The organism is Halomicrococcus pelagicus (assembly GCF_050954125.1).
In genome coordinates this window covers 17,441-42,717 of sequence record NZ_JBPBWC010000009.1, presented here as the reverse complement: position 1 = coordinate 42,717, position 25,277 = coordinate 17,441, and the positions used below count along the sequence as shown (strand labels likewise).

Here is a 25,277-nt window from a genome sequence, read left to right as displayed (position 1 = left end):
CCTTCGAGGGTTTTTTATCCGAAAAGTACGGAGATAATTACGAATGGCGACTGACGTTGATCCCTGGTTACTGGTCCCGAGTCCTCTCCGCCGTCTTCCTGCAGACCTCACTGCAATCATCGGCTACGTGTGTCTCACCTGCTTCGTCGTCTTAGTACCGGGCATCAACGAGACACCGATTCGCGCGGCAATTGGGCTTCCGTTCGTTCTCTTTCCACCAGGCTACGCATTCATCGCCGCCCTCTTTCCCGAGGCCTCCACAACCCCTGAGCAACAGACCACGGACACGGATGCAGCGACAGACCCGTCTGAGAACGATGAAACCGTTCTTCCGTCGATTGGAACGGGCATTACAGGACTTGAACGCGTCGCACTCTCGTTTGGGACGAGTATTGCTATCGTTCCATTGCTCGGTCTCATCCTCAACTTCACCCCATTCGGAATCCGACTCATTCCCGTCCTCCTCACGATCAGCGCATTCACGCTCGCAATGACGGCTATCGCTGCGTGGCGACGCTGGGAACTCCCAGAAGATGAGCGGTTCTCCGTACCATATCAACAGTGGGGGGCCGCAACGCGAGCCGAGCTCTTCTCACCTGATACACGCGCTGATGCAGTGCTCAATGTCGTGCTTGTCCTCTGTCTCCTGCTCGCCACCTCGAGCGTGATCTATGCCGTCGCAGTACCAAAGCAAGGCGAGTCGTTTTCCGAGTTTTACCTCCTCACCAAGAACGAAACAGGAGACCTCGTCGCCGACGACTATCCGACGAACTTCACAGAGGGCGAGCCCAAATCGCTCTACGTTGGCATTCAGAACCACGAGCACGAGCAGACACAGTATTCGGTGGTCGTCCTCTTACAACGGGTGAACAAAACAAATAGCTCGATCTCTGTCCTGCAAGAACGCGAGTTAAAGCGCTTCCATACAACCCTGGACTCGAACGAGACATGGCGACGCAATCACACAATATCGCCGTCGCTGACGGGACAAGAGATGCGGCTGCAGTACTTGCTGTATCGCGGCAATGTACCGTCGAATCCGAGCGCCAACTCCGCATATCGCGAACTCCACCTCTGGGTGAACGTTACTGCGGCAGACGGCACTCCACAGACGAACAGCCGTTCACCTGACGGACGTCTCACTCCCCCGGCGCACACAGCCCAACCCTCTCCCCAGTTCGGTCACCGCTCGCCCCAAGGGCTCTCACCGGCACCTACCGTCGGTCAGGGGTAAGCGATGAACGCTCGTTCGGGCCTGCTTGGCAGATGGTCACGTCGAGAAAAACTGGCTGTTCTCGTCATCGCCCTCACCGTCGCCTTTCTCACTGGCACAACACTCGTCCTCAGTGCAGCAAGCAACCAAACGACGGCAATCGCGACAGAATACACTGCTAACGGCACAGCAACATACTACGAGTCACCACAGGAGGCACGTGAACGGGCAGCCACCGAACAGAGTGCGATTGTCGTTCCCGTTGCGAACATCACACAGCCAGACGGTAGCCAGACACTGGCTGTTGGTCTACCCAAACAGCGTAGTGGTGCCTTCCAGCGAACAACAGGCATTCCACTAGGGACACCCCCAGCCACAGGTGTTGCCGCTGGGACGGTCCACAATCAGACGGTACAGCAGTTACAGGGCCGAGACGCTACGGTCACTGTGTCCGTCACACCCCGTACGGAGCAATCGAGCGTCTTCCCGTCCCAGTGGTATATCGCAAATACGTCGACTGTCTCGACACTCGGACCAACTGGCGCGTTCGTTATCTCGGCGACAGCCTCACCGTCCCAGGCGACTGGTCCCCAACACGGCGTCCCATTCCAGTCCGTCCTCTTGTTCTTTGTCCAGGGCGCTCAGAGCCTCGTTACACTGCTCACTATCACGAGCATCGGCGGTGGCATCCTGACAGGCGTCACCGTCTTCAGCGTCACCCGAATGAGCGTCCGCGACCGTCTCCCAACAATTCGCATCCTACGATCAACGGGAGCCTCACCCAGAGCAGTCCTACGGATCTTCGTCGTGCGCGCAGGCACAATGACTGGCGTTGGCCTCTGTCTCGGCTACGCCTTTGGTGTTATTCTCACGAATACGGCGGTCAACGTGGCGGTGTTCGCCGGACTGCCGACGTCACTCAATGTTCGTGTGACTGCCGCCGTTGCTCGCCAACTCGCTATCGTATACAGTTGTATTGGCGGTCTCAGCATTCTGTCTGGTGTCTTGGCAGCGCTCCCAGCAGTTCGTCGTCCCCCAGCGCAACTACAGCAGACCGTCGCTCGAACGCAGGTCGGCGAGTCGGGCTCACTGTTTGGTGATAGCGCTCTCTTCCGGCTGCGATTGCTTGACTGGCGGGCCCTTGTTCCGAGTATGGCAACGCTGGCTGTCTTTGCGACAGTCGTAATTCTCGTTGGTTCGCTCGCCGGGATGCTGGCACCCTTGTTGATGGGAACGGGATCGACACTGACGGAACCAGGTGCTGTCCATCCAGTCGCCAGTAGTCTACCAGCACAGTCTGCCGATACACTCCGCGAGAATGGGATCGCTGCAAGCCCGGAAATCCTTGTCTTCTCCATGCATGATGGCCAGCCAGTCGTCGTTCGCGGCGTCAACTATACGGCGTTCGAAGCCGTGTCCGAAGCAGAACTGACGCAGGGTCATCCACCACGGCAGCAAAGACAGGCAGTCGTCGGTGACGATCTCGCGAAGACACTCGGTCTCTCTGTTGGTGACCAGATCACGCTCGGCGGCAGCACAGACCCCGGCATGACACGGGTTCAGATCGTCGGCACCTACACTGCCCCTGGCGCGGTCGACGACCAGCTATTAGTCTCACTCCCGGTCGCACAGCACCTTTCAACGAAACGCCAGGGGACCGTCCAGTTCATTCGGACGAAGAAGCCAGTCGACAACCTCGAAATGAAGGGGCCGACGATCAGTGTGCTCGGCATCACGGCACCGGAACAGGTTGCATCCAATACGTCTGTGCCGGTCCATATCCGCGTCCAGAACTTCGCACCAAAACCAGCAACACGAACGCTGCAGGTGGGGCTCGGGAATACAACAGTGACGGAGACAGTCACGCTCAACGCGAGCGAGCAGCGAACAGTGACAATGCGCGTACCGACATCCGCTCGCGGCGCCCAGACGCTCCGCGTCGCATCGCACACGCAGCCAGTTCGTGTTCGATCACCACAGGCGCTGCAACTTCGCGGCGTACCGTCAGAAGCGCCACCACACAGTGCGCCCCGCGTGCAGGTCCAGACGATTCAGGGGACACCCGTTGAGAACGCCACTGTTCGCGTTGGGACGGACACTGTGACATCAGGGCCGAACGGGACCGTCCAACTGCCGCTTGGAGCAGCCGGCCGCACACAAATTCAAGTCCAGTACCAGAACCGGTCGCTCACGGAGTCGATTCGGGTCACGCCGAACAGCCAACGGCAGCTCACCGCCCGATTACAGCTGTCACCGCCACAGCCAAGTATCGTGACGCGGCCGACGGCAACACTCATAGTGCGGAACCCATGGAATCAGACCCTCTCGAGAACGGTCCAATTGACGGCTAGTGGCCAATCGCGGACGCGTACAGTGACTGTCGCGCCCCGTAATCAGACTACGGTCACATTCCAGCTGGGCCGTCAATCCCCTGGCTCGCATACGCTTCGAGCAACAACTGGTGGTCAGGCCCTTGCAACCGCGAACTACACGGTGACTGGTAGTGACCGCCTCGTCGCAGCGGCAGCAAGTAGCGGACAGCAAACAGGAAGCACCGGCATTGGACGAGCTGTCTCAACCGCCTTCGGGAACCTCAACATCCTATTTGGGGTACTCATTGTGCTAGCTGGTCTTATGACGATCGGGAGCGCAGCGGCGACGTTCGCACAGGCAATCCATGCTCGACAACGGACACTCGGTGTCTATCGAGCGACAGGGGCTCCGCCACGCCGATTGCTTCGGCTTGTGCTCGGCGATGCATTCAAAATCGCGAGTGTTGCCGTCATTGGCGCAACTGTGCTGGCGTTCCTTGCAACACGACTACTTGCAATGATGGGCTATCTCACCATCTATGGCGTCCGTATCGTTCCAACGCTTTCGCCACTGACGCTGGCTGGGCTCACTATCGGTGGATTTGCCGTCATGCTTGTGAGCGCGTTTCTCGTGACGAGCGTGTTCATCCGTACATCTCCAGTGAATCTCCTGCAGAGCTCATCCGGACAGTCCCAGCACCATGGAGAACAGGGCGAGACTGAGTCGATGCCTGGCGATATTGGAGATTAACTCCATTGGGGAGAACCCTATTGGCATCCTCAGCGATCTCAAATCATCATTGTCGACCATCAGCTGATGCTACTCTATAACAGTCTATGCTACAACCAGTGATTTTATAAGACTAGTTGGAAAATAGTACTTCAAGACGAGTTAATATAGTAATAAGGGTAATAAAATTGAACCTGAGAAATTATACTGATAGTATGAGAGCGTAAAAGAAGATTAGATGAAAGACAACCAATAATGTCCCGATACCCACGAGAATCCCGGTCAGCGAAAATCAAATGTATTGCTTGTAATGCACCAGTCGTAGAGACAGTCGATGGTTCATATGCATGCGTCGCCTGTGGCGGCGCCCCCGTGAAACCATCTTGCTCAAATAAAGACAAGAAAATCATTGCAGACGACTGAACGACAGTCAACCAATTCGAGACTAAACGACCTCCATTGTAGACAGAAAGAGAATACTAGACTGGCTTCTCAAACGCCTCCGGCTTAAATACACAGAAACACCTGGTGTCGTAGCGTTTGCTGGTGACTGTACGTGGCGTTTTTGGTCGTCCGATAGGTGAGTGATGGTTCTCTCCTCTTGTGATGGAGGATCTCATCGTATTCACTGCGCTTGCGCTCAGTATTCAGATTTTGTTCTCCTCGTTCTTCATAAGCACTATTGCAGACTAAAAACAACCGGCGTAGTTGCGGCCGCCGGCCTAGGCAGTGCAGTCCCTGCAAGTGCAGCTGAAACACCCAGTGCCCCGGTCCTAGACGACACAGATGCACTCACGTATGCGACCATGGGCACGGACAAAGATAATCCCACGGCTACACTATACGGCAATTTCAAGTGTCCGTACACCCAGGAATTCGTGCGTGGCGGTAACCTCGAAGCGGTACTCAACGAGTACGTCACCTCCGGAGACTTCAATCTCCGGTTCCGCGCACTCGTCTACCAGCCGCCGGGAACATCCTCGCACGGCAGCGACTATTACTATATTTCCGACAGTGACCCGCTTATCTCGCAAGCCGCGCTGGGCGTCTGGGATGTTTCCCCGAGGATTACTGGGGTTTCTTCAATTACATGTTCTCGGACATCATCTCCGGGAACGTCTCATACGGGGAAATGGAAGAGGAGATGCAGGCGGCCGGCGTCGACAACCGCAGCACCATCATCGATCGAGCAGACTCTGGCCGGTACAGCGATGACGTAGAACAGAATCGCTACTCGGCTGATGACCATGGCGTGACGTTCACCCCGACGCTTGTTCTTGACGGCGAAACGATTGCCCCCACCACGGCACTGAGGATCTGCTGGACTGGATCGGCAATCGTATCTCCACCTCGTCGAGTGAATCCAGCGACACGGAGAGCACCTCGGAAGACACCTCTAGCGACGACACGAGCAGCTCAACTGACTCGTCCAGCGATGGGGAGAGCGGCTCCGCAGATTCGTTAAGTGACACGGACAGCAGCTCGACGAACACGTCCAGTGATGGAGGAAGTAGTTCGAGCGATTCATCGAGTACCGAAACCACTAGTACCTCCGACCAGTCATCTGCCGAGTCGGCGTCTACAGACACACAGTCCACTAGTGATACATCGTCGAGCGACGAAACCAGTTCGACGGACTCGTCCAGCGACGAGACAGAGAGTAGCACTGAGCAGTCGTCCGCCGACTCAACGTCCACTGCCAACGATTCTGACTCACAAACTATCTCCGTTGGTGACTTCTGTCGCAAAGTCCTGAATCTCCCAGTCGACGATTCCTAGATCTCGCTCAATCGTTCTCTTCCTGCAGCGAAGTGGGGATGACGGCCAACAGGGATTACGACGCCACAAAAACAGTCGAGAGCGGTTTGTTTGTCGTCGGCCTCATCTCTTACGCGGACGGATGACAGTCACTTCACCCTTGAGTCACGGGCTGTGAAACCCGGTTGGGGTTCATCTTTTGTTGAGCATTCGTCCTTGGACTAGACGCTAGAAGAAGCATCTCGCAACAACTCCCTGCCCAGGCAAGCGAGCGTCAATCTTGAGCGAGTAGGGTGGAGTAGTTGATTATACCATTCACTATTTGTGGGTGGTTGAAACGGGGAAACGAGGGCGGCGAGGGAGGGATATCAAACCGGTTCTGGTGATGGCGCCAGACGCGAACGTTCGTTCGGGGACCCTCGCCATCTGTGATTTCTCCCCGTATAAATAAATACTTTATGGCGATACAAGTAACACGAAACTAGATAGTAACAAGGAGACGCGACGGATAGTCTGACACCGGATTGGATCGATACTAGCGGGGTGAGTTGTGAATATCGTTGCTAACTAGAGGGCCAGTTCATATTGATAGTTCACTCACTGCTCATCTGGAGTTATAGACGGCGGTGATTCAGAAGAAGAACGTGGATCAGTTAATACGCCATCCTCTAGTCGGGCTATCGATTGGAACAGTGATTCTAATTGCGTGTCGTGACTGATTGTGACGAGAGCTGTCTCCGTTGTTGCTTGGAGGCCGAGCAAGAGATCGATCACGTTATCAGTGGTATCAGGATCAAGTTGCCCTGTCGGTTCGTCAGCGAGAACAACTGCCGGGCGATTCGCAAGCGCACGTGCAATAGCAACACGTTGTTTTTCACCACCGCTAAGAGTCGCCGGGTACTGCATCTCCAAGTCCTGAATATTGAGTTTTCCGAATAGAGTGTCAAGCCATTCCTCATCACGCTCGCCAGTATGTTCCTGGGGGAGCGCGGCGTTTTCCCGTGCTGTTAGATCATCGATCAACTGAAAATCCTGGAAGATGAACCCGATCGTCTCCCGTCGAATGCGCGCTCGTTTACGCTCAGGTAGCGACCCAGCGTCCGTTCCCCTGACGGTGACCGTTCCACTCGACGGAGTGTCGAGCAGGCCAAGGATGTTAAAGAGCGTCGTCTTGCCGGCGCCACTTGGACCCTGAATCAGCAGTTGGGCCCCACTGGGGACAGTGAACGAGATATCAGATAGAATCGTTTCTCCCCCCCGTTCGACGGTAACAGAATCTGCCTTCAGTACACTGTTCGTCATCTATACGCACCCACGCCCTCGTCGACAATAACTTTTTATCGAGTCTAATACAACTGAATTCGATCGTCGGCTTCGGACAAGGTCTTCAGCAGGTTCGAGTATCGCTCCTAGCTTGAATCAGATTCGGTCTTCGGGCTGTCGTTGCGTCGTCCTCGCATTTTCGCTGGTGCCGTGGTCAGATACGGATACGAGGCAATACCGGCCCCAAGACACGATAAGAGGAGCGCGCTTACGCCGATCCCGAGGACAAACAATGGCTGGAACGAGAGAGAAACACGGACACCAAACACAACAAGCTGGTCCAGCAGGACAAGCCCCTGAAGTACACACCAGCTAATGAGAAACGCCCCGACTATCGCTGGAATCGATACACGACAGGCATCCACCAGAAGCAGACGGAGCAGCCTCCCTCGGGTCGCCCCCGTTGCACGATAGACACCAAGTGCTTCTCGTCGGGCGTGCACGGCTTGTGCGAACGTCGCGACTGTCCCACCAATCGTTGCAAGCCCTGCGAAGAACACTATCGTGCCCATTACGAACTTGAGGTTTCCAAGGAGACTCTGGACTGCATTCCCGATGCCGGTCCCTCGTGAGTAGTCTGTGGTCTCCGCTAATTGTGACAGCAGTTGGTCGGTGCTATAGACAGTAAATGTGTCTCGGGCGAGCGTCCGATCGTTGCTTCGTACCTTGACGGTGTAATTCCCAGGCGTCAACCGCTCACTGGACGTATTAGTAGTAACGTTTTGCGTGATCGTTGTCTCGCTATGCGGTGAGAGTGTGACTGTTTCATGCACTGTCCGTGCCGGCGTTTCAATAGCTATCGATCTCGTCAGTCTCCGATTCCATGGGTTGTAAATCGTGGCCTCCACTTCCGGCTCTGCGACGACACTCATGTTTGTCGGCGTTGTTTCTACTGTCGCCGTCACCCGTCGAGGCGCCCCGGGTGCTACGCGTACCTGTGTACTGTTCGTTCTCGATCCTGCTTGGACGGTCAGCGAATAGTTGCCCGTCTGCGACGGCATTTGGAGCACAGCAATCCCCTGCTGGTTTGTTCTCGCCGTCACACCGTCAATCTCGACACGCGCGTTCGACACAGGCGTATCAGCCTCAGTCTGGATGAGTACTGCTGGCTTCGCGCCCGGCGGAACCGTTGCAGGAATACTCGGCTCCGCTAATGGTGGCTCTTCATATACTCGTATTGTCCTCGTCTGCGATCCAATCTTCAGTGGAACTGGTCCCGTGGTCGTCGCTGTCAGATTCACTTCGATTTGGCGTGTTTCACCACCCGCTAGCGTTACGGACCGGTTCCGCGATCGAGAGCCAAATTCAGCCGTAAATTCACGTGTTTTCTCCGTCTCTGCGAGATTCCGCACCGTTACTGTCACGGAGAACGGCTCACCACGCATCACGATCTCCGGGACCGAAATCCCGCTAACGATGATATCATTCCCAGCTGACGGCCGCGAGTCCGCGAACCGGCTGAGATTGATGTTAGCCTTGTCCGTTCGAATGAAGTGGACAACCCCTGGCTTCGTCGAGAGATCATGCGCTGTCGCGAGCGGGACAATGAGCTGGTCGTCCGATAGCCCCGGCGCTCGAAATGTCCCGACGATCGTCACCGACGTGATGGCCGGCGACGTCGTCCCACCAATGAGTAACTGCTCGCCGACCTGGACGTCAAGCGTCCGGGCGAGATCCTCCCCGATAACTGCCTCATGCTTCGACTGCGGAGTCCGTCCCTTGGTTAGTGTTGCATCAGACACCGCTGCAAACGCCGTATAGTTGGCACCCCGTGCCAAATACGGCTGGTCACCTCTTACTTGCGAGACGATGATCTCTGGGCTCGCTGTAATGCCTTTATCGCGCAATGCGGTCGTGTAGTTTGCATCAATCCGACTGGCCATCGGATGAGAGACCCCAGGTTCACTAATCGTTCCCGACGACGTTGACGCAAGTGGCGCAAGCACCCCCGCAAGCGACCCAAGAAGAACCACGATCGTAACGAAGATCGTCAGTGTCGCCATCGCTGGAATGAACGCACGCCACCGTAGGAGCGTCGGCGTCAAGAGAGCTCGAAGCTTGGAAGCCGACTCTTGGTCTGCCTGTTTCGTTGACGAACTACCACCAGTCTTCGTGATCCCAAGTTGGGTTGGTGATGTTCGGGTTGCAGGCCACGCAGCGGCGACACCACCAAGCGTCCCCACAACGATGAGGAACACCACCATCGGCCCATGAATTCGAAGCACAGACAGTGTGAGCGTTGGCTTCAGTGTAACCGGCACTCCTAGCGCGGTCGCAGCTATGGTCGCACCACGTGTGAGGCCGACTCCAACGATGTATCCGACTATCGTCCCGATGGCGGTCAGCAATCCAGCACGGAAGCCAAAGAGTAAGAGGAGTTGCCGGGGTTCCCCGCCGGTCGCACGGATGACTCTAATCGTCTGAAGTCTATCGCGGACACTCATCCGGGTGATATTGTAGATGATAACCAGAATCAGCAATCCACCACTGGCAATAGCATATAGAAAGAGCTGCAGCATTCCCTGAATTCCGGTCGTGAAGAACGCGAAAAGGCCAGGACTCGTTACTTCTGGCGTACTGCCCTTAGTTGATTGTTCTGCTTCAGACGCACTTTTGATAACAAGTGCGTCCGTGACACCGAGAGTTCGTACCGTTGTAGTATCACTCACATACCAGGATTGAGGAAAAATCGAGTCATTCTCTGTGTAGGGTGTGACAATGGTTTCGACGGTTTCCGACTGGCCATGAAAGCGTTGCTGAGTCGGTGTTGAAACAGGCCCCTTAATGCCATTTTTATCTGGAGGTGGCGGAATACGGGCCTTCTGCCACGATACCGATGCTCCCTTGAGCATCGTCGGCGCGTCCCGTGGGACCCCAGCAACATATCGGGACGGACCGTCGGTACTAGTTATTGCGAGTGGGAGAACGATATCGGTAGTACTCGCATTCGACCGTGCGGCAGACAAAGACTCGTATTTCGTCGTTTGTATTGAATCGGTATATCTGTCTGAGGTAGATGTTGTGTGCGCTCCAGCGGCGAACAGGACCAGAGTTGTCCCAGAGAGAAACGCGACAGTCACAATGATAATTCCGACTGTTAGATAGTCCCGATGTGTCCATCTGAGCGATAGACTTCTCCTATATCCCATATCTTATTCTCTCATTGCTTTGTAGAGGATGATCCGCGGATATGTACTTGTTTCCCACTTACGCTCTCCTCATACAAGACGATGAGTGTCGTAGCTTTCTCATAGGAAAATCCACTAGAAGGTAGATTGGCTTCGGATTTGTTGCACGTTATTCTTACTAACTTCACACATCGTTATATCCCTTCCGGCTGCTTCTTACCTCAATAAATATGCAGTTAATTATATTTGAACAATAGAATAAGATACCACGAGCTTCCTAAACCTAAGACGGTTAGATTAATAATGCTCATAGTATATCTGCACAAAGATAGAATGAAGATCAAAGGATGGATTTAGTGAACAACCGCAGATCTCCCGTTCTCGTAAGTATCACCGTCTATTCCGTAGCATTAGCGATGCGGACTATTCCGCTGTTTTGGAGTCCGCTGCCGTTCAATGTCGATGGGCTTCATTTCGCAAGAACAGCCAATGAGACTTTGTCCCGCCATCACGCGCCTATGTTCTGGAAGTTTCTTAAACCGGATGAATATGTATTTACAATGCTTCTCGCGACTATAAGCCGACTAACTGGCATCTCTCCCCTTTATATCTCTCAAACCTTTATTGCATGCATTGGAGCCACTCTGTGTCTATTTGTGGTGATTATTACATGGCGTGTTGGAGTTCAACTCGGATGGTCTAATTCAGACATCCGTATTGCAGCATTGCTGGCTGGGGGAGTACTTGCTACAGAAGGGATTTTTCTCGGCCGTTCGACTGCAGTAAGCAGTGAGGGGCTTGGACACTTATTTGTCCTAATGAGTGTGTTTGTTTTCGCTTATGCGTTGATCACGGCCCGTCCAGCATGGATACTGATAACGGGCCTCTGCTTTCTTCTATTTCCTCTTACGCATAATCTAAGCACGATTATTGGGGCATTCAGCTCTTTTTCGTTGTTGACCTTGTGTTATCGAGATTCCTCAACACGAGCAAATCTCTTTGTCGGCGTTCTTATTGTCGGACTTTGGGTGTATGCTGGCATCTATTATACTGCTACTGAAATAAATCAAGTGAGTCGAATTTTTTCAGCTCCAGGCCTCTTTATTGCATGGATTATAGCCCTCATGCTGCTCACAGTTTGGCTTTCAACTACTCAACCACGACTTCAGCGATCGATTCCTCTAATGATGCTATTCGGAGGTGGAGCCCTCGTCATAGTTAATTATTTCGTGCCCATTTTCCCTGGAACAGCTACAGGAGAACAGCTTACTCTACTATTCCTCCTTCCTATTATTGTAATTGGTATTGTCGCTTTCTGGGGGTATCCTTATATAACACAAACTCCTGGTGTCGGTTACGCCATCGCTGCGTTACTCGTTGGAACTCTATCTCTTGTCGGCTTCGCTCTAACTGCAGGACTCACGGTCAAACATCAGGGTCTCGCTGTTCGGGGTCACATTTTCATTCATATCGCCGTTGCTGTTTTAGCAGGGTTGGGGAGCGTCGGATTGACTCGAGCCCGAGGTTCTCACACCTTTCGGATGATGCTTGGTGTGGGTATTATCATTTGTTCTTTCGCTAGTGCCCCGCTTGCGTTTAGTGGACTCCATGCAACGTCTGCCCAGCCATTAATAACACAATCAGAGTTTGAGACCGGAACGTTCGCAGCTAAGCACGTTGACCAATGGACAAGCGACGGTCATATGACTAGGATATCGCTAAGATACTACCCTACGAAAACAAACGCATCAGAAGAAGGTATTTATAGTTGGTTGCATGGAAATAGCTCCGAGCCTAATTGCCCGATAGTTTCTCAGCACTCTTGGACTACGGTTGGTGCTCAACTCTTTCCTGCTTCTCCAGAGAAAATCAGCAAGAAATCGTATAAAAATATATACTTAAAACGCAATGTTGTTTACTCGAACTCCGGCAATGATCCACTTGTACTTTCGATTCCGCGTGGAGAAGATACTACTTGTAGAGGGAATGTATGATGGAAATGTTAGAATCCTAATGAGGAGCCCGACATTTATTGATCGTTTTCTCATAGATTTAGCTCTATTTATTCGGCCTCTATCCTAACATAATATATAATAATCAATGACGATTGCACGAATAGAAAGTAATTTATGCTCGGGAATGATGGTATTTTATACTGAATACGCTTTATCACAACTATGAGGGTGGATAAAACATCCATTTAGATGTTTGGCTGATGAGAGAAGAGAATTATTTCGTGATTAAATAATCACATAGAAACGATGCCTAGCAAAAATAAAAGCTCGTACAAGCTTGAGAAGGACCAAAAAGAAAAGCCTGCAATTGGACTTATCGCAACGGAAGAAAACAGTTCGAAAATATGCCACTTTGTATTACAAGCTTTGGAACGGGACTATCCCGTTTTGGTTATTTCTTCTGATCTAAATCTTGAGGCTGTTCAGTTTGCCGATCGACTTGGAGCCGAAATAGTCACTCCGACAATTGGGAAACCGGACTCAAAGGAACTACGACGAATTCTGGCTACAAATTCAAAAACGAAATCATACCCTGGTCTCATTATACACGAGGGTACAAAGCAAATTGATTTCGACCGGAGTGAGAATGCGCTTGCAGAGAGCGACTATTATATAGATGCAATAACAGAAGCGGAAGTAGAAGAGAGCAAATCTTCGACTACTACACTAGCAGCCATTCCAGCATACAATGAGGCAGCGACAATTAGCCAAGTGGTGTCAGAGTCGAGTAAATATGTGGATAATGTGCTCGTTGTTGATGATGGAAGTCAGGATGATACTGCAGAACTTGCGCGTGAAGCCGGTGCTAATGTCGTCGAACATGAGGAGAACAGTGGGTATGGGGCTGCAATTAAGACTACCTTCGAAGAGGCAGATCAGCGGAATGTCCAACATCTAATCATCATTGATGGTGATGGACAACATGATACATCTGATATTCCTAAGTTAATTGAAGAACAGCGCAACTCGAATGCTGAGATCGTCATTGGTAGTCGGTTTGGTGAAGGGTCTAAGACAGAGATGCCACTGTACCGTCGTATCGGCCTTGCAGTCGTAAATTCCCTCACAAACATCAGCATGGGTGTAGTAAAAAATAAGTCGCGAGTAAAGGATACTCAAAGTGGATTTCGTTCCTATAATGAAACAGCAATTGAGTCATTGGCATCTGATCTAGATATTGGCGACCATATGAATGCTAGTACTGATATTCTCTACCATGCTCACCAGCATGGATACAAAATTGAAGAAGTTGGGACAACGATTGATTATGACGTAGATGATGGAAGTAGTCATAATCCCGTTGCACATGGTCTTATTCTTGTAAGCAATCTTCTACAGACTATCGAAAAAGACCGTCCAATTACCTCTCTTGGCATTCCAGGCTTCGTAAGTGCTTTCCTCGGCCTAGGATTCGGTTACTGGACGTTTGCAAACTACATTTCTACAGAAACATTCCCAATGGGTCTGGCGATCACTGCAGCATTTTTTACATTAGCTGGAATCTTCGCTTGCTTCACAGCTATAATCCTTCACTCGCTGAATACGCAAATTCCCGACTTAAACGAGAAGGCCTCTTCATAAGCTAGTTGTCGTTTTTCGCTATAGTTTGGAAATATTCCTCCGTTTCGATAGCTATTCTGTCCCAATCAAATTTCTTTGCCCGCGATATAGGATCTGTTGGCGGTTCCTCGCCCTTTATCGCACGATCAATGGCATTTGCGATAGCGTTGACAGTAGGTGCAGTGACAAAACCCGCGTTTTTGACAACCTCACTCCCAGCTGAATTAGGATGGTCAACAGTAATGACCGTACAATCAGCCATCATAGCTTCAAGAAAAGTTATCCCAAAGCCTTCGCGGACAGAGGGTGACGCAAATATATCCGCAGCTTGCATATGAGCAAGAACGTCATTATATTCCTCTAAGAATCCAAGAAATGTTATCTGATCTCTACAGTCAAGATTCTCTGCCTTTTTATGAAGTGCACGACGTTGCGGCCCATCTCCAATAATTCCGAGAGTTACATCATTGTCAAGACGGTTGAAAGCTTCCATCAAAAGATCAATATTCTTGTCCTTTATGAGGCGGCCTGCATACAACAAATCGAACCCCTCACTTTTCGGCTCAATATCCTCTATTCGAGTTGTATCTATCCCGTTTGGTATAACTGTCACTTTTTGATCGGTTCCTGGAAGTTCATGGAATTTTCGCGCAGTCATCTTTGAGGGTGCAACAGGAGAATGCGGTACATTCCCAACGACGCCTTCAACTAATTTCCCTATGCTGCCAGTACGGCCCATGTAGTCATACCAATAGTCATCCCATACTTCATGCCAAGTAACCACTAAGGGTGTCTCTTGCAGAGATCCTGCTAGTTGACTCGTTAAAACATGGAAATACGGTGCAACTGGCGTTACCAATATATCATGTTCTTCACCGTACCGTATTATCGGGATAGCAGCACGTATAGCAAATTTGAGTGCTGCAGTAACTGATCGACGACCGTCTTTATCAGTATAGAGGTCACGGTCAGGGCCTATAGACTGTAGAGTTATCCCAGCATGCTCTTGAATTTCTGCCCCCTCCCAACTTTTACGGGTATACACCGTTACGTCATGGCCTCGATTGGATAGACGAGATCCTATTTCGTGAATTCGTTTTTCTGCTCCGCCTTTTGAGAATGGGTAGACGTATGGTGAAAGGTAAGCGATATCCATGTTCAGGTTCTCTACTTATTTCATTATGAACTTGGTGATTTAGATTCCCGTTAAATATTGAGGAATTTCACAACGTAGGATTAATCAATAGTGAAAATACTGGATTTAATGATACATGTCCTAGCTGTTCTTCGGTAATTCTTTCCGGCGAGCTTGGTATGGTTGCCTCTCGTATGATATAGTCGGCTTCGTCATCCTAGTGCGTGTTTTAGACTGAGGTCCCACAGGGCACTGAATCGATTAACCTCCTGTGACACTACCTGGAACCTCCACAAATGTGGGACAGCCTCGATAATCACGGCCTTCATTACCATCGTCTGTAAGCCACTGGATGGCTCAAACAATGGAGAAATAATCCACAGCACTGGAATCGGGATATGGACCAATGTTATTTGCGTGTCAAGGTCATGAACGGCGTTGATACGGTTTCAATAAGTCATCCTATCATCGAATTATTTGCGCGGTCATATACTGATACTGCACCATTCCGATAAACCACGTTATACTCGCGAGACATCACGCGATTCGGCCGCCACTCAAGCCGGAACTTCCGCGACCCCAGCCGGTATATCTCGACATCATGGCGCAATGCCACGGTCTCATAGCCCTTCTCTGGCAGCGTCGCATTCGTCAATTCGTCATGTAGCAGATAGGGTTGATGAACAGGAGGACGCTGATACCAGCGCTTCTCCGTTGCCGCCGCCGCGGGAATATCAATGGCCTCGTCGCCATAGTAGACGTCCATCCATACGCCACGGCCAGCATGGTTGAGAATCCATTGTTTACCGTCTACTTCACCACTATTTAGATAGTACCGCACATCCTCCGGCTGGTTCGGAGTAATTGGGGATGCAACCGCTTGCGTGGCTATCATCCCAATCAAGAGTACTCCTACAACGCCATGCACATGGCTAGCCGACGTGCGCCGTGCAATTCGGACAGCCGCCACGACAACTAGCCCGATTACAAGTGGTTCAATCACAGCCATGTTTCGAGCGAACCCTCCGACTCCAATTGGAAGGCCGACAAACGAGACAACAACGAGTAGCGCGCCAGCACAGACTGCCCCAAGCCCACCTCGTCCAACTGATTGCTTCCACAGCATCCAGAGGCCGGCAATCAGGCCGAGGACAAGAGACATGAAGACAAAGAGAAGATTTACCAGTTGCTTTGAGAGCGGGATGGTTACGACTGACGCCGCTGTTGGCGACGGTAGCGACGAAAAGGAAATCCCTCGTAAGCCGATGGCGCTGAAGATGAGCTTCGGCAGGAAGTCCGTCAAATAGAGAGCCTGAATGACAAACAGAACACCTCCGACCGTCAACACTAGCCATAGATCGAAGGTGGCATGACGGCCACGAACTTTGTCTGTGAGAGTTAGCACGAACGTGGCGGTGAGAGCAACGCCAACGATAACAACCCCTGCTTTGTGCACTGACGCTAGGGCGACCAAGAACCCAACCGCGAGCGCAGACAGCCGGACGTTGTGTTCTGAACTGGCGCGCCAGATGGTGAGCAACGCCATCCAGATGAGCACAGTGCTCAGTGAGTGCGATACCGGCCAGTAGCCGAGTTTCACGGTCGCTGCTCCTAACGCAGCAACGGGAGCCGTGAGGATAGCAGTAGACTGTCGTGACTGAAACCCGATCTGAGCTAGGACTACTGCGGCGATTGGAACCATCACGCCGACAAGAACCGGCATGATAACCATTGCATCCGTAGTGGTGTGGCCAATTATCTGTGCAGTGGCAGCGAGAAAGACGGGATAACTTGCTGCCAGCCGGTAGAATCCAAGACGGATGCCGCTGAGGTCGCCATTTTGGACAATTGTTTGTGAGGTGACCGCGTATGCGTCGGGGTCCATGCCAATGAGGCTGGCCGGGGCAGCGAAGAGGTAGACACGGAGGAGGACAGCGATGAGAATCGCTGCTGTGAGGACGGACACGTAGTGGGGCGTTCGGATTGCGGCGATGAGGAGGACGCAGCAGGCGAGTGCTGTCGGGATTGTTAGCGGCAGGAAGAGTGAACTATAGTAGTGTGATGCGAAAACACCAATGGCGAACAGTGCAAACGCGAGAGATATATACGCGCGAATAAGGCGGTTCATTGTTGACGTGTCTACGGCGATTACTATGAATCCGTTGATGCAGAGTGCGGGAGGAATCTAGCCAGACAATTGATAGCGTAGTATACGACTTAAGCAATGACTATCACGATATACGTGACTCAAGGAAGTGGGTTTCTTTCAAACTATTCTACAACATTAGTAACTTAAAATTATACTGATTGGTAAGTATATATAAATTTTATTAGAAGTATAGGGGAAAAGACGAGAGGTTAAGAACTTATCCGGATAGGCTAATCCAAAAAAATATGCTTAACGGGTTAGAACAATAATTCGATGTCAGATAAACAATCCCATGTAAGGCTACCGGTTGAACTTACTAATAAACTGCAAGAGCGAGCAGAAGCGGCGGGGTATAATGACAAAAGCGAATACGCTGAACACGTGCTTCGGACTGTCCTTGCTGAACAAGACCCAATTGAAGAAAGTCCCGACGAGGCTAATGTCCAATCCCGATTAGAATCACTAGGTTATCTAGATAGATAGAACGAAATAGTCAATATATTTCCTGAACGGTTTCGATTACTTTTCGTTGCTCCTCTCGCTTCGCACACCGGGCATTGAGGATATCAAGAAATGCATCAACAAGTTCTGGATGACTTTCAGCGACATTCTCTTTCTCATTGGGATCAGCCTCAAGATCAAAGAGAAGATGGTCATCCGGTGTTTCAATTAGCTTGAAGCGATCGCCACGAAGAGATCGTCTGTGGGGGGTATAGTTGATCATTTCACTTCTGACTCTAGCTGTTTCGTCGCTCTCAGACATTGATGCAATGAACTGTCGGCCCCAGTTTTCTGGATCAATCTTAGGGTTCACGGCTAGTGTATCGAGTAAATCTGGGAGATCGATAAGTGAGAATTGATCTGTGATAGAACCAGATAAGTCTGGATGATGTGCTGCCATAGGAACTTTAATATTTTCCTCATAAAGCTGATACTCATGACCATTTGTTCCATGCTCCCCCCGTGCTTCGCCGTGATCAGAATGGACAACAAGAATATCATTAGCACTGATTTCATTTCTGATGTCCTTAAGAAATCTATCGGCCGAGCGGGCAGCATCCCGATATCCTTCATCTAGCCATTTCTGTACTCGGTCGGAAAGTTGACTAGATCGAGATGAATTAAACTGATAAAGGGAATAATATGTTTTGAACAAATTCGTCTCTCTTCTAAACGATTGCGGTACAATTGTTGGCTGATGGGTATCCATTAGAAAAATCCAAACAAAATAAGGCTCTGATAGATTGTCAATTTTCTCAAATATTTGTTGTTGGAACGAAGTCCAATGGGTGAACCACTCCCGTTTACCTTGCCATCCGAGAAACTCCTCACGATCAATAGCTTTTAAAAATCGATCAATAGTTTGAACTACAGGAGTCTTTGGAAGTGTATCGATATCGTTGTCGGTGTTAGGATTAAGCTCATAGAACTCGTCAAAGATACTGTCGAAACCCGTATCAGATGCAGTCCATGGATTTGAACTAAAGCCGACCGTGGTGTAGTCTCTTTTTGCAAATCGCTCTGGAATAGTCTCATTTGGGACTATATGAGTCCTAATTCCGTTTCGCCTACCTGCCATCGAAGATTTCTCAGTTCGATAGAACTCGCCAGTCATGGATGGAGGTATAGATGATGGAGTTCGTGGTCCAGGAGCAACCGCCGTTTCAAATTCCAGTCCTTCGTCCGCGAGTTTAGTGAAGGTAGGTATAGCTTCTTGTGAAACATCGCTTCTGAGGCTATCTATTGTAACTAATACTACGTTATGCATAGATTATTATTGGAAGTATATAGTAATAAATCTCTGCTTCTCTTTGTAAGTTCCCGTTTCGAAACGAATAAAAGCTTCGGTAGTAATCTTCGACTGTGGCTAGTCTTACTGACTCAGTTGGATCACTGGCGAAAAGCGCTGGTCTGTTAATGGTAGGATCTCTGTTTGGGCGCTCTCTTGGACTAATTGGAGAAACACTAATTGTTCGCCATCTTCGTCCCGAGATTTATGGTGATATTTCATTTGTATATACTCTCGTTGCTGCACTCAGTAATGTGATCCTTCTTGGAATCCACGAGGGGTTGACTCGGCTAGGATCCGCGGAAGAAGAGCCTGGTGAACGGCTAAACATCATTCTTGCCGGCACAACTATAGTGCTGATTAGCAGCTTTCTAGTCACTGTCGCATTAATTACCGTTCCTGGTGTAATAAGTAAATTTGCGTCAGAGCCAAGTTTAGACCAGTATATCTATTTAGTTGCGCCATTTTTGATACTCTACCCTCTTTCACGAATCGCAATTGCCGTCTTACGTATTCAAGAGCGAACGGCTATAACAGTCCTTACTAAAACATTACTCGCGAGGGTTGTTTCGATTGGACTACTAGTGATTGCTATAATGCTTGGATGGAAAGAAGGTGCTGGAGCTCTGTATTGGCTCTCAGTGCCGTTCACCATTACTGTTGTCGGAGGTTTTTTCGCAATAACGGAGATGGAAGTGACAAAAATTCAACTCCCTCGCCCGAACCAGTATAAGAAACTATGGACTTTTTCATTGCCTCTTGCATTAAGCTCAGTGGTATTTCTTTTCCTTTCCCAACTTGATATACTTATGGTCGGATATTATTTGGATTCTAAAGCGGTTGGATATTACCGCTCTATTCAACCACTGAGACAAGTAACGATGATATTTGTTGGGTCTTTTAGTTTCCTTTTCCTTCCGCTAGCCACCCAATACTATGAACAAAACAAGCTTGGTGACTTGGACAAATTATTTAGCACAGTAACGAAATGGGGTGTAATTCTTACTCTACCGCTTGTACTGGTTTTTCTATATGCATCTAAAAGTATTGTTCAAACCTTATTTGGTCCGGCCTACCAAGCAGCCGCCATGCCGCTGGCTATTCTTGCTGGAGGACTTTTCTATAGAGCCCTGGTTGGACCAAATGGAGATGTAGTAAAAGCAATCAACTCAACAAGAATTGAGTTATACGCAGCAATAGCTGGTATTAGTTCGAATTTTATCTGCAATATTTTACTTATACCCTCCTACGGTATTTCCGGGGCAGCTGTTGCAACTGTAATTGGATATGTTATCTACAATACTGTAGAATTAGGTATAATTTATTCAGAGACTGGTGTTACTCCCTTTTCGTCCAATATTATGAAGCCAGTCATCGTAAGTTTTGTCGGTATGGGGATTATTAGATACCTGATGGAAATTGGTGGAAGTATACAATATCTCATCCTCTTTGGGATTATATCAACAGTAATGGTTGTTACATCAGTTATACTCACGAACAGTGTGGAAGAGACGGATATGGTTCTTCTAGATCGACTTGAATCTCGTGTTGGTCGGCAGTTCGGAACGGTTCATCGAGTGCTAAAATTTGGGATGCAATAATCACTCTTTAGAACTCATTTCTCTCTAAGTGGCTCAATTATTGTTTATCTGGGAGATCACATACTGAGAACAACCTGTTGACGTTGAAAACGAAATATCACTCCCGATAAGGGAACTTGACTTATCACAAGGCAATAATTTTGTATAATAGGTATATAATTAAAAGATGGAAAAGAAACTAAGAAGAGGGTTATTTGCTTGATACTTGTAATAATGGTATTGGCTTTTGTAGCAAAGTATTTCAGAAAGGAGCTCCGTCACTGTAAATATACAGCAACAACATCAGCTTACTATGGAGCCCGATATATACGTGTTTGTGGCAGATTCACTTCGAGCAGATACTGCAACCAGTGATTTGTTACCATTCTGTAACTCAGTCGCGGACGTACGATTTGACCGTGCGTATGCTCCAGGGACATGGACACTGCCAGTGCATGCAACGCTCTACAGTGGAGAATGCCCGACGAAACATGAGATTACGCGGCGTGGAGATACAGTAGGTCCAAAAGAGACTAAAATTCCAGAAAAAGCACGAGATAATGGATACGAAACAGCGTTGTTTTCCGAAAATCCGACTTTCAGTAGAAAAACCGGATTTGACGCTGGAATCGACCAGGTAAATGATGGGATTGACCAGAAGCCATACCGGTCGACCTTTTCTCCAACAACTGCGATAGACGAGATCTCGCCTAGTGCGGCGATCCAGCTTATGGTAGCTGTCGCAAAAGGCTCGAATACGTACAGAGATCTGTTCAATACATTTTACGCAGCTTTCAACCGCATTCGCGATATCGATAGTTCAAGCTATCCACATCATGGAGATAGGGTCCTAAACCACTTATCAGATTATATAGTTAGTATGGATACGCCGAAACTATGCTTTACTAATCTTCTTGATACCCACAATCCTCATCATGCTCCTCCAGAAATTGGGGCTGAATTACTAAATGTTCATATATCGAAAAAAGAACGAGAACTGCTTTCGCTGGCTAACGACAACCGGGAATATTTGCTAGGTGATGGTGAACTCCCAGAAAAGACAGAAAGAATGTTTGGGGATTGGGAGACAGTTTTCCAACGACGATACGAGAATTATCGGTGTCAAGCTAGGTATGTCGATAAGCTACTAGAAAATTGGGCAGAAGAAAACCCTCATCTATGGGAAGAGAGTTTAGTTGTAGTTATTGGCGACCATGGACAGATGTTTGGAGAAGAGAACATGGTCGGTCATCAAACATCCTTACATCCTGCTGGTATCCAGATCCCTATGTTCATTAACTATCCTAAAAGTTGGCCTGAGGCAGCAGATACTCCGGCGGTAGTTGAGAAGCCTGTATCGCTTCGTGGCCTCTCACACGGAATTCAGGGTGTCGTAGACCAGTCAATTGATACTCGAGAAGACTTTGTTCAAAAGGTCGTGGATACGCGCGACATAGATCAGAATATTGTTTCAGTCGTTGATGGGCCGACTTGGAGTGTCGATCCACTCCGAGAGGAAGAGAAGTTCTATAACCAGAAAATCGACCAAGTTGCGGTTCGAAAAGTTGGGATCATAGCCCAAGAATACATGACCGTATACCAGTCACAGTGGGATAGCAATGAGATACAAAGCACTACCTATGAACTAAGTAATTACGATCGTACAGAAAACCCTGAGCTTGAGGCACATGAAATCCCGGAGTCGTATAAGATGTGGCTCCAACGATCACCGGATAACGAAATATCTACTGAGGTTAATTCACGACTTAAGCAACTTGGCTATAGATAACTTTTAAGCATAGCCAAGCGCAGAAAGCTGATCTTCTCGGTCAGTTTCAGTCTTTGTCTGTCGCCAATTGTCAGGGACTCGATCACCGATGTCTTGCGCTTGTGTTTCAACCAAGGGACACGACGTAGATTCTTGAGTGGAAGATTAGGGGGATGCCCGTACACACCCCATTCACCAATCCCATTTCCATGATTGGAAGTGACAATAACACGGTCGGCATCGACGTTGGATAATAGGCTATCTACCTCGTCTAACCCTAAACGTAGATTCTCTTTGTATCCTTCCCAAAGAGTTTCGAGATCAATTTCGTCGTCACGGAGGAGCCCCCACACATCACGCCATTCTTGATTCCCGAATTTATCGATCTGCTTCCCCTGGCTTAGTTCAGGACGTGAGATAAATGGGCAATGAGGTTGCATGTAATGTGCGATAACCCTGTCATGGGACTTTTCTCTTATAAGTCGGATAGTCTCGTCTGTAACCGCCTCCGGTGGGACTGTTCCGGGTTCTATCCAAGCTGTCCGCCATAATTCAATTAGCTCTCCAAAATTAGCCGGGTTCAGTTCACTCTTACTAAAGGGATTACCGCAGATATAGGCAGTGTCCGCTATTTCCGGGTTATGCTCATCTACGAATGTTTTGCGCATCCAGTATGGTGTTGCGCTATCGAGCGAACGAATTTCGCCGACTGTATGCATCCAATTATACTCAGAGGTGAATTCTAAGAACAAATCGAACCGACAAGCATCCAATACGATTAACAAATCCCATTCCCGCTCGTAGATTGAGGTGCCATCAGGACGGAATCTATTTCCAACTGAAAGCAATTTATGTTTCACCGGTCGTGCCGACTCTTTTGCTCCTTCAAGACCTCCGGTACGGATACGTTCATATGAGTTGGCGAGCCAAGACTGAAACTCCATAAAGAGGAAATCAAGGGAAACAACATATTTTTCCTGTACGCCCTTTCATATTTCATCTCCACTTGAGGTGGTTTGTACCGAACCTACATTCTATATCCTATCGGCTAAGTACAGCCGTTTATACTACTCAGTATAACCCATCTGTGAGAGCCGCTCTTTTGTTTGGTCACTTACTTGGCGACCACGAGATGTATCCGGAAGATCCTCAAGAGTACGCACATTCCCATTGATAGCCTCAACTAACGATGTAGGAGCCTTGTCAACATCAATTGGTGACTGCTCTTTAGGGTCCTTTGTGAGGTCAAAAAGGTACGCATCTGAGAGTATGTCATCTCCGGGGGAGAGAGAGCGTGTAATGAGTTTATATTCGCCATTTGTAGCTGAGAATGTATGGCCCTTGTCAGTTAATGCGTCAGAAAGGACAACTCGTGGTTGAGTTTCGGAGAATACTGAATCTAAACCAGAAGATCGGACAAACTCTCCCTGAGGCAGTCCGGCGACTTCAGCGACAAGTTCATTTAACCAGGCAGTTGAAAAGGGAGCAGTGACCGTTTTAGTTTGGTTAACTGCACCGCCAGCACAAATCAAGGGAACGTGGAGAAGCTCGTCGTACATATAATCCCGCGTCTCATCATAGAGGTATCGGTCATTGCCGGATGCATGACCATGCATCCCGCGGTCATAGAGTGCTTCTCCGTGATCGGCTGTAACAATCAAAACTGAGTCCTCCCAAAGCTCGTTTCGTTTTAACTCATCCACGACCTCCCCAATTCTTCTATCAATATACTTAATTGTTGCGTCATACATTCGCTCATACTTCTGGGATGGTTCCTGTCGAATCCGTTCTATATCGCCAAAGTATTGATAAATCTTTGGCATCGACTCGAGTGTAGAATCGTTTACACGATCGGGGTGAATTGGTGCATGTATATCGTTGAAGTGGGCCCATCTGAATAAGGGTTGATCTATGTTTTCTGACTGAGGAAGTGTTTTTATCAATTTGGCAGCTACCTTTTTCCCATCGATAGTTGGCCAGTCGTCACGACGTTGGTATTCACGGTAAGCACAAAACATCGGTGTGTAGAAGAGCTGGCGAGAAATTATACCAGAGTTGCGCAAGCCATCTCGAAAATTACGAACTTTAGATTGTAATTTATCTGTGAAGCTTGTAGGATTGAATTCTGCACCGTTAGAGGTATTGTTCTCAGAAACACCCCATCCAACGCTTCCGACTGCTAAGTTCCTGAAGGAATTAATTCCACGGTCGTATTCCTTCATGGCCGCCAATTGAGGGTTAGCTAATCTAGCTGCTGTATCATAGCCCAAATCAGAGAGCCAACTCCCTATTGACGGTTCTGGAGGTGTACGGTGCCATGCATCCCCGGCGTATCCTGAATCCGTTGAAAGAGCGGCTGCGACGATTCCAGGAAAACTCTCATTTGTCCGAGGTCCTGTTGAATAACATCGGCTCCAGCGGATACCATTGTCAGCAAGTTTGTCAATGTTTGGGGTTGTATTTCGCTCGTAGCCGTAACAGCCGAGACGATCAGCACGGAGACAGTCAACGGAAAGGAGAATGACGTGCTTCGTTGCCATATTGTCTTATGATTATGGTGGTAGTTATATTTTTAGCTTCTTCGAAGAATTCAGCGGCGGGCTTAGTAGTATACAATAGTAGTGAATCAGAAGTGATTGAAAACTCAAATGCTATACGGATCTGTAGAAGATGAAACTCTTTAGAGGAATTCATCGTGATTTCTAATCATTGAACCGGTTGATAGAATCAGTTCGTACTGATTATAGTACGCTCGTATACTGCGTTTCGATATTTCTGTGATTCCCGATTGCGTCCTTGTCCATGATTAACGGCGTT

At 49.2% G+C, this 25,277-nt stretch carries 15 protein-coding genes; 8 read left to right on the top strand and 7 right to left on the bottom strand.

The window, feature by feature from the left end; translation table 11 throughout:
- The first annotated feature begins 43 nt into the window (after window positions 1-43).
- The 4 genes from ACRYA2_RS16195 (at window position 44) to ACRYA2_RS16180 (ending at window position 5,720) form a co-directional block, all read left to right on the top strand.
- Window positions 44-1,234, top strand: coding sequence for a DUF1616 domain-containing protein (locus tag ACRYA2_RS16195; RefSeq protein ID WP_433630324.1), 1,191 nt, complete (start codon window positions 44-46; stop codon window positions 1,232-1,234).
- A 3-nt stretch (window positions 1,235-1,237) separates the two neighbouring features.
- The gene (locus ACRYA2_RS16190; protein WP_433630322.1) at window positions 1,238-4,276 is read left to right on the top strand and encodes an FtsX-like permease family protein; all 3,039 of its coding nucleotides are present in this window, start codon (window positions 1,238-1,240) and stop codon (window positions 4,274-4,276) included.
- A 785-nt stretch (window positions 4,277-5,061) separates the two neighbouring features.
- Entirely contained in the window at window positions 5,062-5,475 is a 414-nt protein-coding gene (locus ACRYA2_RS16185; RefSeq protein WP_433630560.1) for a thioredoxin domain-containing protein, read from the top strand.
- Entirely contained in the window at window positions 5,358-5,720 is a 363-nt protein-coding gene (locus tag ACRYA2_RS16180; RefSeq protein WP_433630553.1) for a DsbA family protein, read from the top strand. Before ACRYA2_RS16185 ends, ACRYA2_RS16180 begins: the two co-directional genes overlap by 118 nt.
- Window positions 5,721-6,610: 890 nt before the next feature.
- On the opposite strand, the gene ACRYA2_RS16175 is transcribed toward ACRYA2_RS16180, so the two are convergent.
- Window positions 6,611-7,315 (bottom strand): ABC transporter ATP-binding protein, encoded by a 705-nt coding sequence (locus tag ACRYA2_RS16175; protein WP_433630320.1) that lies wholly within the window; start codon window positions 7,313-7,315, stop codon window positions 6,611-6,613.
- Window positions 7,316-7,422: 107 nt separating this feature from the next.
- Window positions 7,423-9,855 carry an FtsX-like permease family protein gene (locus ACRYA2_RS16170; protein ID WP_433630318.1) on the bottom strand — a complete coding sequence of 811 codons (2,433 nt, stop codon included), beginning with the start codon at window positions 9,853-9,855 and terminating at the stop codon, window positions 7,423-7,425.
- Window positions 9,856-10,811: 956 nt separating this feature from the next.
- Between ACRYA2_RS16170 and ACRYA2_RS16165 the strand changes: the two genes are divergently transcribed.
- Together ACRYA2_RS16165 and ACRYA2_RS16160 are read left to right on the top strand one after the other, a co-directional pair.
- Window positions 10,812-12,458: a sodium/phosphate symporter gene (locus tag ACRYA2_RS16165; RefSeq protein ID WP_433630315.1), complete on the top strand. Its 1,647-nt coding sequence runs from the start codon at window positions 10,812-10,814 to the stop codon at window positions 12,456-12,458.
- 267 nt (window positions 12,459-12,725) lie between these two features.
- Window positions 12,726-14,060: a glycosyltransferase family 2 protein gene (locus tag ACRYA2_RS16160; RefSeq protein ID WP_433630313.1), complete on the top strand. Its 1,335-nt coding sequence runs from the start codon at window positions 12,726-12,728 to the stop codon at window positions 14,058-14,060.
- Between the two features lies 1 nt (window position 14,061).
- Here ACRYA2_RS16160 and ACRYA2_RS16155 read toward each other — a convergent pair whose 3' ends face one another.
- From ACRYA2_RS16155 to ACRYA2_RS16145, 3 genes are all read right to left on the bottom strand, one after another.
- The gene (locus ACRYA2_RS16155) at window positions 14,062-15,195 is read right to left on the bottom strand and encodes a glycosyltransferase family 4 protein (protein WP_433630310.1); all 1,134 of its coding nucleotides are present in this window, start codon (window positions 15,193-15,195) and stop codon (window positions 14,062-14,064) included.
- 436 nt (window positions 15,196-15,631) lie between these two features.
- Window positions 15,632-17,302 carry a hypothetical protein gene (locus ACRYA2_RS16150; protein WP_433630308.1) on the bottom strand — a complete coding sequence of 557 codons (1,671 nt, stop codon included), beginning with the start codon at window positions 17,300-17,302 and terminating at the stop codon, window positions 15,632-15,634.
- Window positions 17,303-17,816: 514 nt separating this feature from the next.
- Window positions 17,817-19,091, bottom strand: a complete 1,275-nt coding sequence (locus ACRYA2_RS16145; RefSeq protein WP_433630306.1) for a sulfatase-like hydrolase/transferase — start codon at window positions 19,089-19,091, stop codon at window positions 17,817-17,819.
- Between the two features lie 95 nt (window positions 19,092-19,186).
- Here ACRYA2_RS16145 and ACRYA2_RS16140 point away from each other — a divergent pair, with 95 nt between their 5' ends.
- On the top strand, window positions 19,187-20,713 hold the full coding sequence (locus tag ACRYA2_RS16140; RefSeq protein ID WP_433630303.1) for a flippase: 1,527 nt from the start codon (window positions 19,187-19,189) through the stop codon (window positions 20,711-20,713).
- A gap of 292 nt (window positions 20,714-21,005) precedes the next feature.
- Entirely contained in the window at window positions 21,006-22,481 is a 1,476-nt protein-coding gene (locus tag ACRYA2_RS16135) for a sulfatase-like hydrolase/transferase (protein ID WP_433630300.1), read from the top strand.
- On the opposite strand, the gene ACRYA2_RS16130 is transcribed toward ACRYA2_RS16135, so the two are convergent.
- Together ACRYA2_RS16130 and ACRYA2_RS16125 are read right to left on the bottom strand one after the other, a co-directional pair.
- A complete protein-coding gene (locus tag ACRYA2_RS16130; RefSeq protein ID WP_433630297.1) occupies window positions 22,472-23,404 on the bottom strand; it encodes a hypothetical protein in 933 nt (310 codons plus the stop codon). The two genes, ACRYA2_RS16135 and ACRYA2_RS16130, sit on opposite strands and share 10 nt — an antisense overlap.
- A gap of 123 nt (window positions 23,405-23,527) precedes the next feature.
- Complete coding sequence (locus tag ACRYA2_RS16125) at window positions 23,528-25,000, bottom strand: sulfatase-like hydrolase/transferase (protein WP_433630295.1); 1,473 nt, start codon at window positions 24,998-25,000, stop codon at window positions 23,528-23,530.
- Between the last annotated feature and the right edge of the window lie 277 nt (window positions 25,001-25,277).